Origin of the sequence: Pedobacter zeae (assembly GCF_014196715.1) — a bacterium.
GTDB lineage: Bacteria > Bacteroidota > Bacteroidia > Sphingobacteriales > Sphingobacteriaceae > Pedobacter > Pedobacter zeae.
On the sequence record NZ_JACIEF010000003.1, the window covers coordinates 1,159,244 to 1,172,147 of the forward strand.

The 12,904-nt window shown below is 39.9% G+C and carries 10 protein-coding genes and 1 pseudogene; 10 read left to right on the forward strand and 1 reads right to left on the reverse strand.

Annotated elements, in window-relative coordinates; translation table 11 throughout:
• Positions 1-849 precede the first annotated feature (849 nt).
• The 6 genes and pseudogenes from GGQ60_RS18005 (at position 850) to GGQ60_RS23040 (ending at position 6,234) form a co-directional block, all read left to right on the forward strand.
• A complete protein-coding gene (locus tag GGQ60_RS18005) occupies positions 850-1,407 on the forward strand; it encodes an RNA polymerase sigma factor (RefSeq protein WP_183766928.1) in 558 nt (185 codons plus the stop codon).
• Positions 1,400-1,927, forward strand: a complete 528-nt coding sequence (locus GGQ60_RS18010) for an anti-sigma factor (protein WP_229685149.1) — start codon at positions 1,400-1,402, stop codon at positions 1,925-1,927. The genes GGQ60_RS18005 and GGQ60_RS18010 overlap by 8 nt, the downstream gene beginning before the upstream one ends.
• Before the next feature lie 130 nt (positions 1,928-2,057).
• Complete coding sequence (locus GGQ60_RS18015) at positions 2,058-3,344, forward strand: hypothetical protein (RefSeq protein ID WP_229685150.1); 1,287 nt, start codon at positions 2,058-2,060, stop codon at positions 3,342-3,344.
• A 199-nt stretch (positions 3,345-3,543) separates the two neighbouring features.
• Positions 3,544-4,911 carry a S41 family peptidase gene (locus GGQ60_RS18020; RefSeq protein WP_183766929.1) on the forward strand — a complete coding sequence of 456 codons (1,368 nt, stop codon included), beginning with the start codon at positions 3,544-3,546 and terminating at the stop codon, positions 4,909-4,911.
• Positions 4,912-4,974: 63 nt separating this feature from the next.
• Positions 4,975-5,517, forward strand: a complete 543-nt coding sequence (locus tag GGQ60_RS18025; protein WP_183766930.1) for a TlpA family protein disulfide reductase — start codon at positions 4,975-4,977, stop codon at positions 5,515-5,517.
• A 93-nt stretch (positions 5,518-5,610) separates the two neighbouring features.
• A pseudogene (locus tag GGQ60_RS23040) lies at positions 5,611-6,234 on the forward strand (Pr6Pr family membrane protein).
• Positions 6,235-6,237: 3 nt separating this feature from the next.
• Here the strand turns inward: GGQ60_RS23040 and GGQ60_RS18040 are convergent.
• Positions 6,238-7,128, reverse strand: a complete 891-nt coding sequence (locus tag GGQ60_RS18040) for a bestrophin family protein (protein ID WP_183766935.1) — start codon at positions 7,126-7,128, stop codon at positions 6,238-6,240.
• A 150-nt stretch (positions 7,129-7,278) separates the two neighbouring features.
• Here GGQ60_RS18040 and GGQ60_RS18045 point away from each other — a divergent pair, with 150 nt between their 5' ends.
• The 4 genes from GGQ60_RS18045 (at position 7,279) to GGQ60_RS18060 (ending at position 12,872) form a co-directional block, all read left to right on the forward strand.
• A complete protein-coding gene (locus tag GGQ60_RS18045; RefSeq protein WP_183766937.1) occupies positions 7,279-8,802 on the forward strand; it encodes an MFS transporter in 1,524 nt (507 codons plus the stop codon).
• A gap of 5 nt (positions 8,803-8,807) precedes the next feature.
• Positions 8,808-9,059, forward strand: a complete 252-nt coding sequence (locus GGQ60_RS18050) for a DUF6814 family protein (protein WP_183766946.1) — start codon at positions 8,808-8,810, stop codon at positions 9,057-9,059.
• A gap of 653 nt (positions 9,060-9,712) precedes the next feature.
• Complete coding sequence (locus GGQ60_RS18055; protein WP_183766948.1) at positions 9,713-11,224, forward strand: tagaturonate reductase; 1,512 nt, start codon at positions 9,713-9,715, stop codon at positions 11,222-11,224.
• 1 nt (position 11,225) lies between these two features.
• A complete protein-coding gene (locus GGQ60_RS18060; RefSeq protein WP_183766950.1) occupies positions 11,226-12,872 on the forward strand; it encodes a UxaA family hydrolase in 1,647 nt (548 codons plus the stop codon).
• Positions 12,873-12,904 lie beyond the last annotated feature (32 nt).

Genomic DNA, 12,904 nt, shown 5'->3' on the forward strand with positions numbered 1-12,904 from the left:
TTATCCCGATGAAAATCGGGATGTTCGCTGCTGTCGGGTTTACTAACAAAGGTCTGTTTTAATACCTTTTTGCATTGGCTGATGAAAGATTTGAGTTCCTTGCACTGGCCGGAGTTAAATAAACCTGATCGGACGGACGCCAATTTCCTTCAAATTGGCTGGAGGGAGAGCAGGACTGAAAATGCCAAAAGCAGAGAACCGTTCATTTCCTATTCCTATCAATAACTCAGCCTATTTTTTTTGGAAATGAAAGGGCAGCATTTCATAGACTCTGCAGCCCCGCCATTCGCTTTATCCCGATGAAAATCGGGATGTTCGCTGCTGTCGGGTTTACTAACAAAGGTCTGTTTTAATACCTTTTTTGCATTGGTTGATGAAAGATTTGAGTTCCTTGCACTGGCTGGAGTTAAATAAACCTGATCGGACGGACGCCAATTTCCTTCAAATTGGCTGGAGGGAGAGCGGGACTGAAAATGCCAAAAGCAGAGAACCGTTCATTTCCTATTCCTATCAATAAATCAGCCTATTTTTTTTTGGAAATGAAGGGGCAGCATTTCATAGGTTCTTTAGTCCCGCCATCCGCTTTACTTCGTTTCACTACGTGTTCGCTGCTGTCAGGTTTATTAATCAGGGCCTGTTTCGATACCCCGCTTACATAGGCGGATGAAAGATTTGGGTTCCTTGCACTTTCTTGCAGAATGAAGAGATTGTTTTATGCTTCGTTCTGTGTGTGAAAAAGCTATACTTCATCCTGATCTTAATATGAGGTTAACATATTTTTAATTTTTTTTCTACCTTGATGCAACGTTTTAAAATCCCTTATGTCTTATAATCAGAATATTCGAAATTTTGGAAGCCGTATACATCGATAAAAACCTGGAACTAGTAAAAAAATGCATGCAGGGCAGCCGCGCAGCACAGTTTGAATTATACAAGCTATATGCAAAGGCTATGTATAATGTGGCCCTGCGTATTTTAAATTACGAGGAAGAGGCGGAAGATGTTTTACAGGAGGCATTTTTAGATGCTTTTACCAGGATTGTTGATTTCAGGCAGGAAACTACCTTCGGGCTTTGGCTGAAGCAGATCGTGATCAACAAATCCATCAATTACCTGCGTAAGCGGAAGATGGAATTTGTAAGTACTGACGAAATATCGGAAGTGCCGGATGAAGATAGCTTTGATGATAGTGAGGTGCGGTTGCAGGCCGAAGAAATAAGACAGGCCATTACCCAATTGCCAGATGGTTACCGGGTAGTGCTGAGTTTATACCTTTTAGAAGGGTATGACCATGAAGAGATTGCACACATTTTAAAAATAAGTGAAAATACCAGCCGTACACAGTACATGAGGGCTAAAAAGAAGTTAAAAAGCATTTTAGAACAGAAAGGGATGAGAGATGAATAATAGATTAGAAACCTTTGTAAAGGATAACCGTAAAGCTTTCGATATCATGGAGCCACCGGCAGGACTTTGGGCAAAGATTGAACAGGAATTAGATGCAAAAAAGAAAAAAAAGCCTGTAAAGCTCTATTTATGGATGAGTGCTGCTGCAGCCATCGTAGTGGTTTTCGGTTTAGCCTGGCTGTACGCCGGAAGATCACAAAACAAAGATTTAGAGATCGCCGATGTTAGTGCTTCTTATGCAAAAAAAGAAGTCCACTTTGCGGGATTAATCACTGAAAAAAGAGACAGTCTGGCCATTTTTGCTTCGGCAAATCCGGAGCTTTACAAAAAGTTTACAGCTGACCTGAAAAAGCTCGATGAAGACTACGAAAGGTTAAAGGCAGAACTGCCAACCTCGCCCGATCAAACTTTTGTGGTTAAGGCGATGGTAAAAAACCGCGAAATACAATTGCAATTATTAAAACAACAATTATTGATTATTAACCAGGTTGACGATTATAAAAAAGTTAACCAGATTTAAATCAGGAGAAATTAACGCGGCTAAAGGCTTTCCTTTTTTTGAGGAGGGCTTGGAAAAGGACGCTCACTACATCGAAAGCTTATTGCCGGCCGGCAGGTGCTAAGCGCATAGGTGTTTAACAATTAACAACATGAAAACAATAAGAATATTTTTAGCCTTTATGGCTTTAATAGCCGTAAAAACCAGTGCACAAGAAGTTGCACTAAATAATCCGTCAGAGAAAGCAGTGTTAGAAAATCCGGAAAAATCATCAATGATAGCTATGGTTAACACTTCAAAGGATAAGCAAACAGGGGGCGATGCCGAACGTTCAAAATCTTTCAGCAAGAGTTTTAGTGTAAGTAATAGCGATAAGGTTATTTTAAATAACCAATACGGATCAATTACCATTAAAACATGGGACAGGAAAGAAGTAAAGGTTGACGTAGATATTAAAGCCTACAGCAATTCAGATAGCGATGTACAGCGGTTGCTGGATGGCGTGAATATCGATGCCTCCAAAAACGGGGATGTGGTTTCTGTTAAAACCAATATGGGCGATAGAAACGGACGTTATGGTCGCAGTGTTAAAAACGGGGTAACTACCTGGAGAAGAGAAATTAAGGTGATTTATACGGTTTATATGCCTGCAGTAAATCCTTTAACCGTTTCGCAGCAGTATGGTAATGTAGAACTGGGCAACTTTGCCGGTCCTACCTCATTAAAGGTTGAATATGGAAACCTGGTAGCAGGCAATTTAAGCAATTCAAACAACTATATTAATGTGCAGTATGGGAAGTGTGATATTCAGGACCTGAATGCAGCTGTAGTAAAACATGAATATAATGGCCCTGTAACCATTGGTGCTGTGGGTACCTTAGAGCTTAATGCAGAATATGTTGCTGTAAATATTAATACGATCAGAAGATCGGCTGATATTAAAGTGCAGTATGGCAGGGGATTAACCATTGGTACTATTGGTGGCAACTTACTTTTAAATTCCGAATATGCAAGGGTAAATATCAATACAGTTAAGGGAAATACGGTTGCTAAACAGGCTTATGGCGATTTGAATATTGCATCAGCAGGTAAAATTGGGGTAAGTGCCGAATATTCGAACGTTACTTTAGGCTCGCTGAATGGTGATGCTAATATCAAAATGGATTACAACCGGTTAAGTGTTAACGAAATTACATCAGCCTGTAAAAATTTCACCTTTGGTGGCGAATATGCCGCTATAGGATTAGGATTTGCAGACCGTTATAATGGCAATTTTAATGTTTCAACTTCTTATGCCGGCTTTAAATATGGTTCAAATGTAACATCAAGTTTGGTAAGTAAAGATGACGAAACTAAAAAATATACAGGCAAGATCGGTAGCGGTGGTGCTGCAAATGTAACTATTAAAACAGAATATGGTTCTGTTACCTTTAAATAAGATTTTCTAAACCAAACAAATCCTGAAGTCCTGCCCAATGGGTAGGACTTTTTATTTTATAATTGTCCGATATCGGACATGTGGCGTCCGATAATGAACACTGTTTCTTTCAGAAACGCTGTAATTTTTCAATATCAAAGCTATTCCCCTCCATGGTATAGATATTGAAGCCTAAAATCATAAAAATCAAACAAATGATATGAAGAAGATTCTTTTATTAATGCTTTTACCTCTGGCTGTTTTTGCTCAGTCTAATAAATTAACCAAAGCAGACAAAATTTATGGTTTGTCCAAATTTTGGCAGGAAGTAAATTATAACTTTGTTTATTTAAACAAAGTTGACCGTGCTCAATGGGACAGCACTTATAAAGCACTGATTACTTCTATTCCGGAAACCAAAACCGATTACGATTACTACCGTGAAATGCAGCGGTTCTGCGCAATGTTAAAAGATGGGCATACGAATATTTATATGCCAAGTGGTAAAGATTTTGAACCATTGAATACCATGTTTGGCGATTATCGCTTCTTTATCGAAAATGTAGAAAACAAAGCGATTATTACACGCGTTAATCTCAGCAAAAAGGATGAAATCCCTGTTGGAAGCGAGGTTATAGAGGTGAATGGAAAACCGACAGCCAAATACATAGCCGAAGATGTTGCCCCATACATATCTTCGTCAACCAATTATGTTTTACAAGACTGGAGTATAAGTAAATTATTGCAGGGACTTGAAGGAAGCCAGTTCGAAATTAAAATCAAGAAACCAAAGGGGCAGGTTTTGAATTTAAAACTCACTCACAAGCGTACAGAAGAAAAAGAAGTTTTTCCTGCATTCCCTGCAGAATCATCCCTGCTGGATTTTAAATGGTACCCTAATAAGCTGGCTTATGTTGCACTGAATTCGTTTGATGATCAAAAAATAGATTCTCTTTTTATCACTAAACTGCCAGAATTATATCAGGCAAAATCAATAATAATTGATTTGAGAAATAACGGAGGAGGAAGTACAGGCATTGGGAGTTACATCTTAAAATACCTAACCAATGATAGCTTACTTTATGGTTCCCGCTATTCTACCCGGCAATTAAACTCGGCTTTTAAGGCCTGGGGAAAATTTACCTCTGCAAAAGATACAGCAAATAACGAATGGAATAAAAAGGCACTTTTAACCTATCAGGATAACTATTTTTACAATTTAGATTATCGCCCATTGAAGAATCAACTGTCGGCAAAGCGCATCGTGGTTCCTACAGTTTTATTAATTGGCCATAATACTGCCTCAGCAGCTGAAGATTTTTTGATTTACGCAGATAACCAAAAGCATATGACCAAAATCGGTAGGAATTCTTTTGGAAGTACGGGACAACCCTACTTGTTTGATCTGCCTGGTGGGGGAAGTGCAAGGGTTTGTACCAAAAAGGATACTTATCCGGATGGACGTGAATTCGTAGGCTATGGCGTCAAGCCTGATATCGAAATAATTCCAACGGTGAAAGATTTTATGGCCAATAAGGATGTGACCCTCGATGCTGCGATTGATTACCTGAGTAAAAAGACTAAATAAGGCAAATTACCAATACCTTAAAGTCCTGCCGAATGGGTAGGACTTTTTTTATATTTATAGCCGATGAAAATTTACCTGGTTATTCTGCTTTCTGTTTTTTCCCTGGCCGTATTTGCGCAAGATGTCCCAGTTAAATGGGCCACACAGGAAACTTTCTTCGAAGATTTAAGGGGTAAAGACTTACCATCTTTTAATGGTTTAACCATCAATAAAAAGCCGTTCTCTAATGCCGATTTAAAAAATCAGGTAGTGGTAATTAACTTTTGGTTCGAAAAATGCCCGCCCTGTATAGCCGAGATGCCCGAATTAAACAATTTAGTGGATAAATATGGCAAAAAAGAGGTAAGGTTTATCGGCATTACCCATGATAGCCCAGCCAGTGCCAGGCGGTTTCAAAAAAGAAACGGTTACCGGTACGAAATTGTATCGCTGAGTAATGACGGGATCCGGAAGCTGAATATCAATCACGGCTTTCCATCGAATGTACTGGTAGGAAAAGACGGGAAGATTATCTATGCCACAGCCAATATTTCCTTTTCTGATCCACAGTTTAAAGCTAAATCGATACTTTTTGAAGAGCAGTTAAAGGCAGCGGCAGAAAATTAACGGCCAATGGCAGCCGGCCATTTCAGACTTGGTATGTTAAATACTTATCTTAGTTTAAAAATGGGGCTTTTAGCTGATCGCGATCTTTTTTCTATGGATTTAAATAAAAATTTCAGGCCTTTTGTGAGTTGTGCTGCTGTTGCTGTTTGGTTTTCCCTGGCACTTCAGTTTTATGTAAGTTTGCAGCTCTTGAATAATGATTATCCAACAACAATTAAAGCGTTTATATCTTACTTTACGGTACTAACCAATATCATCGTTGCTGTTTGCTTTACCCGTTTATCTTTTGTTAAACAGGTTGAATCAGGAAATTTATTCACCCAAGCATCAACATTAACGGCCATTACCGTTTATATTGTTGTAGTAGGGCTAATTTACAATATTATGCTGCGCGGTTTGGTGTTGCCTGCAGGTTTAGCAGCGAGATTAGCTGATGAACTTCTGCACGTAGTAAACCCTTTAATTTTTTTATTTTTCTGGGTTTCCTTTGTTAAAAAATCAACGCTGCAATACTAGCAAGCGATCAGTTGGCTGGCTTATCCATTTATTTATGTGGTATTTATTGTAGTTAGGGGCTATCTGATTAATAAATACCCCTATCCGTTTATCGATGTTGTACAATTAGGCTATCCAAGAGCCATTCTGAATGCCGGTTTAATTATGCTTATCCTCTGGCTTTTATCCCTCTTCTTTATATTTATAGGGAAGAAAACATGAAACTTAAAGAACATATTCGTCATTTATAGGTTTAACCGGTCCCGGTATTTCGTCTTCTTCGAGCATTTGTAAAAGGTTGATCTCTATCGTGCGGGTAATCTGGTTGAGTGGAACACCTGCAGAGTTGCTTTCGAAAGGGTTAATGAGGCTCATTCCATTAATTTGTGTAGATACAAATACGAAACCGATTAACCAGCCTAAAAAGATGGCTGCGGGCCCTGCATCCTTACTGATAACGAGGGTGAATGTAACCACAAACAACCAAATAAATACTTTGGTGAGATAGGTATAGGTGGTCGGGAATATGGTGTTTTTGATGCGCTCGCTCATACCCATCGAATCCGAAAATCTTGTCAGCATCTCATTGATTTCAATAAAACGGAAACCATCAACCGCATTTGCTTTGGATAACTTTTGTAAATCTCTCGATTGAATATTTAAAAGGGCATTATGCTTATTGTTATGTTTTTCTATTTCTTTTAAATCTTCTTCGGGTAAATATTTGGTGTAAATTTCATCTACAGCGTTTCTTAAACTTGCTTTTAATGCATACAGGAAAGCAATATGCCTGTAAATCATACGTTTTACACTTTCTTCATCCTCGTCAACGTAATTGATCAATGCCCTTGCAAAAGAGCGCGAATCGTTTACCAGAGCGCCCCATATTTTTCGGGCCTCCCACCATCTGTCGTACGCCTGGTTATTGTTAAAACCAATAAAAAAGGCAATGGCCGTACCCAATACTGTTGGAATAATGGATGGAATGGAGAAATGATGTGCTATTAAATATTCGCGTACAAAGTAAGCTACCGTACAGGAGGCAATCATGATCAGATCAACGTGCCAGGTATTTCTTAAAATTCTACTTAATCTGATGTTTTGTATTAAAAGCATATAAACTGATGGAAAATAAATTCGTTACGGTTGAAAATACAAAACTAAAGCCGAAATGTTTGGACATGTAACAAATTAAATGTCAAACAGTACGGGTTGCCGTTTATGATGCAAATGTTTATCTTGGGAAACCAAATATTCTAATTTCCTATGAGCGAAACTTTACCCAGGAACAATATCTTTAAAGTAATCGGCGCATCATCTTTAGGTACGCTGATCGAATGGTATGATTTTTACATTTTTGGCAGCCTGGCCGTTATCATTGGCCATCAGCTGTTTCCGGAAGATGCAGGTGCATCAGCCTTAATCAACACCTTGGCTATTTTTGCAGCGGGTTTTATTGTTCGTCCTTTCGGTGCACTGGTTTTTGGTCGGCTTGGCGATTTAATCGGCAGAAAATACACGTTCTTGCTTACTTTGGTGCTCATGGGTGGATCTACATTTTGCATCGGTTTAATCCCTTCTTATAAGAGTATCGGTTATGCTGCCCCAATTTTGGTTTTACTGTTAAGATTAATACAGGGTTTGGCTTTGGGTGGCGAATATGGTGGTGCCGCAACCTATGTGGCGGAGCATGCTCCACATAACAAACGGGGGTTTTTTACCAGCTGGATCCAAACCACCGCAACATTGGGTTTATTTCTTTCATTAGGGATTATTGTCATCACGAAAAATATTTTAGGGGCTGAAACATTTGGCAACTGGGGATGGAGAATACCCTTTCTGTTATCGATCGTACTGGTGGTGGTTTCGATTTATATCCGCATGAAAATGCACGAATCTCCCCTGTTTTCTAAATTGAAAGCTGAGGGAAACGTCTCTAAAAATCCACTGAAAGAGAGCTTCAACAATAAAGCGAATTTTAAAATGGTATTGCTGGCTTTATTTGGTGCTACCATGGGGCAAGGGGTAATCTGGTACACGGGGCAGTTTTATGCCCAATCTTTTTTAGAAAACACCTGCAAACTGGATTTTAACGATTCGAGGTATATTCTACTTTGGGGAATCGCCTTTGCAACACCATTTTTTGTGGTATTCGGTGCCTGGAGCGATAAAGTTGGCAGGAAGTGGATTATGCTTAGCGGAATGCTGTTGGGGATTCTTTTTTATCGCCCTATCTATCAAATATTTTTGGATGATACCGATTATACCAAAATTGAGCAGGCTGATATTTTATCTGCTGCCCCAGCTCCGATAACTTCTGTTTTAATCGCGAACTCTACTGATAGTTTACGGACAGCTTCCACTAAAGTAATGCTTAAAAATGGCGCTTCTTTTAACAGGGTACAAACCGATACGGTTTCTGCAACAAAAGGGATCCTCTTGGGCAAAGAAATAATAAAAGACAAAGTTTTGCCTGCATCGGTGTTCTGGAAATTTGTAGGCTTAATCTTCTTCCAGATTTTGCTGGTAACCATGGTTTATGGACCAATTGCAGCTTTCCTGGTGGAGTTATTCCCAACTAAAATCAGGTATACCTCCATGTCGTTGCCTTATCATATCGGTAACGGTGTTTTTGGGGGCCTTGTACCTTTTATTGCAACACTAATTGCAAGTTTTTCGGGCGCTACACCCTTGTCTGGTCTTTGGTATCCGATAGGCATAGCAGCATTGAGCTTGCTTATTGGTGCAATTTACTTATCGAATAAAAAAGATGAAAATATTAACGATTAGCTCATATGAATACCTTAAAGAAATTTTTAGGCTTGGTTTGGATGGTTTTGGGGCCATTAACCATGGCATTTTTGTTTATCCAGGCAATCGATAAGGTGGGTCTGACCCATACCGATATCGAACGTACCAATACCATCCTGCAATGGGCAATTATCCTGTTTATCTTCCTCCCAATTAGTTTGGGATTGATGATATTCGGTTTTTATGCATGGAAAGGTGAATACAACCACTTGCCGGATAGCTCTGAAGAACTATAGCAATCGATTTGGTGCCATCCATGGAACGCGGGTATTCTCTTTTAGCCTTTTTGCATCAGCTTCGTATTGGGCCGCTCCCAAATTGGTAAAGGAATTTCTGCTTACAAATTTGCTTTCTTTTGTTGTAAAAAAATTGCTGAAACGAAGTAAGATCGACAAAGGGGAGCTTAAGTTCTCTGGCCACATCTTTAGCAATGAGAAAACGGCTTAAACACCGAATATAACAGTTCGCGAAAAGCAGCTGATCCGAAAAAGAGGTTAAAATGGTCACACCAATGAACAGATGCTGAATAAAGACCTGCACTTTGGAAAACGTTTTCCGTAGCTGGTTTTTGAAGCAGAAATATTTTAATTAAGTAATTGATTATCAGATTTTAGTGTTCTGTTTTTAACTGCTGTTTTGCCTCATTTTCCGGTAACGATTGCATAGATTTCTCTTCTATTTTAGCTGCAAACAACGTACACTTGCTATTACAATAACCAAGTATACTTAACCGTGCACATCATGAAACATATTTCTGATCGTTTATGTCCCCTTAAAATTGCGCTCACCTGCTTGATTTTATCTGCTGCAGGTTTTGCCATGGCGCAACAAAAGCAAAGTTTGCCCATTGTAGCAGGTTAAATTAGAAAGGATACAACAAGCATTACCAATGATCTTAAACAAAGAAAATTTAAAAAACATTAACGGCAATAAGGTTACCAAGCCAGCAGTCGAAATTTTAGCCTTACCTGAAAAAGTAATTCAGTTTGGAACTGGTGTGTTACTTCGCGGTTTGCCGGATTATTTTATCGATAAGGCCAATCAGCGGGGGATTTTTAACGGGCGTATTTTGGTGGTTAAATCGACCTCAAAAGGTGGCGCTGACGAATTTTCCAAGCAGGATAATTTATATACCCTTTGTGTTAAAGGTATCGAAAACGGCCTTACCATTGAAGAAAATTCAATCAATGCTTCAATCAGCCGGGTTTTATCGGCTCCACACGATTGGGCCGAAATTTTAAAAGCGGCACACCAACCCGAAATGCAGGTGGTAATCTCCAATACTACTGAAGTTGGGATTGTTAAAAGTGAAGATAAAATCACCGATCATCCGCCACAATCTTACCCCGGTAAATTATTGGCTTTTCTACACGAAAGGTACCAAGCCTTTAAAGGATCAGTAGAAAGCGGTATGGTGATTGTGCCGACAGAATTAATCAGTGATAATGCGGATAAACTAAAAGAAATTTTGCTTGATCTTGCCATTCAGAACAAATTAGGGCGGGATTTTGAGAATTGGTTAACAACTGCCAATCACTTCTGTAAAACTTTGGTCGACCGGATCGTTCCGGGAAAACTTCCGGCTGAAGAACAAAAAGTCATCGAAAACGAATTGGGTTATGAAGACGAACTCATGATCATGGCCGAACCTTTCAGGCTTTGGGCGATTGAATCGTCGAGCGAAAGGGTTAAAGAAATCTTATCCTTTGAAAAGGCCGATAAAGGTATTTTTATTGTCCCGTCTATCGATAAATTTAAAGAGTTAAAACTCCGTTTGCTTAATGGCACACATACCATTAGCTGTGGCCTGGCCATTTTAGCAGGTTTTAATACTGTAAAAGAGGCTATGGCGAATAAAGATTTCTCTGCTCATGTATTACAGTTGATGAGGGATGAAATTACGCCAGCTGTGGTTAATGAAAGCATTAGCCATAACGAAGCGACTGCTTTTGCAGACAGCGTAATCGACCGTTTCAGTAATCCTTTTTTAGAGCACCAATGGCAGGCCATTACCTTAAATTATACTTCCAAGCTGCAGATGCGTAACATGCCGCTCATCGAAAGGTATTACGCTTTAAAAAATGAAGCTCCCCGGCTTACGGCTTTAGGTATAGCCGCATATATTCTTTTCATGAACGTGAATAAAGATGGCAATACCTATACGGCCAGTGTAAACGGAAAACTTTACCCTGTACAAGACGAATTTGCAGAAGTGTTATGCCAATACTGGAAAAACCCTGAAACTGTTGTAGATAATATCCTGGGCGATGCGCGCCTTTGGGATAAAAACCTAAACCATTATCCAGGCTTTAATGCCGCCGTAAAATCCTACGTCGAATTAATACAGCGCAAGGGTGCAAAAGAAACTTTAAGTAACTTGCATTCAGAAAGAACAATTTAAAATGGTTACCAGAATTTTAAAAATCCATCCTAACGACAATGTCCTTGTTGCGCTTCAAAACCTGGCAAAAGGCGAAACGGTTATTTACGATGGACAGGAATATACCCTGCAGGATGATATTCCTGCCAAGCATAAATTTTTTATGCAGGATATGAATACAGGCGATCACATCATCATGTATGGCGTACTGGTGGGTAAGGCCCAGCATTTTATTTTAAAAGGAGGTTTAATGGATACCGAAAATACCAAACATGCCTCCGATCCTTATGAATTTCGCCCATATCGTTACGAGTGGCATGCACCAGATGTTTCCAAATTTAAAGGCAGAACCTTTAAGGGGTATATCCGCAGCGATGGCCGTGTAGGAACTGCCAATTACTGGTTGTTTATTCCTACGGTTTTCTGCGAAAATCGCAACCTGGATGTAATCCGAGAGGCATTGCACAATGAATTGGGTTATGCCGTAACCGATAAGTACAAATCGTATGCACACCAGTTGGTAGAAGCGTATAGAAAGGGCGAAATCCTGGAAGAGGCAGATCCAAGTGCCATGGGGATAACCAATCCATCGACCAACCGTGTTTTTAAGAATGTAGATGGGATTAAATTTTTAAACCATCAGGGTGGTTGTGGCGGTACCCGTCAGGATGCTGCTGTGTTGAGCAAGCTTTTGGCTGCATATGCCGATCACCCCAATGTGGCTGGTGTAACGGTGTTGAGCCTGGGCTGCCAAAATTTACAGGTAAAAGATTTTATAGACGATTTAAAACAGCGAAGTCCGAATTTTGATAAACCCTTGTTTATTTTTGAGCAACAACAGTCGCAGAGCGAAGAACAGTTGGTTAAGGAGGCCATCCGTAAAACTTTTATCGGTTTAACTGAAATCAATAAAATAGAGCGTAAGCCGGCACCTTTGAGTAAACTTGTTTTAGGTGTAAAATGTGGGGGCAGTGATGGTTTTAGTGGTATAAGTGCTAATCCGGCTGTAGGTTATACTTCCGATTTACTGGTGGCTTTGGGCGGAACGGTGCTTTTGGCCGAATTCCCGGAACTCTGCGGTGCCGAACAACAGTTAATCGACCGTACCAAAGATGAAACTGCTGCACGTAAATTTATCCAGTTAATGACGGCTTACAACCAGGCTGCAGAAAACGTGGGCTCGGGTTTTTTTATGAACCCCTCACCGGGAAACATTAAAGATGGTTTAATTACCGATGCGATTAAAAGCACAGGTGCAGCTAAAAAAGGCGGAACCTCACCCGTAGAAGATGTTTTAGATTATACTGAGCCTGCAACAAAACCCGGCTTAAACCTGGTTTGTACACCTGGAAATGATGTAGAGGCTACTACCGGAAAAGCAGCATCGGGGGCAACTCTGATTTTGTTCACTACCGGTTTGGGAACGCCTACCGGGAACCCGGTTTGTCCGACCATCAAGGTATCAACCAATAATGCCTTAACCAAACGTATGGGCGATATTATCGATATTAATTGTGGCCCGGTAATCGAAGGGGAAAAAACCATCGAACAAATGGGAGAAGATATTTTGGAATATTGCATTAAAGCGGCCAGCGGCGAAGTAATTCCGAAAGCTGTATTGCTTAACCAGGATGATTTTATTCCATGGAAAAGGGGCGTTAGTCTTTAGCCTGGCGTGTTGAGCGCAGGGGAAAGAGCGGG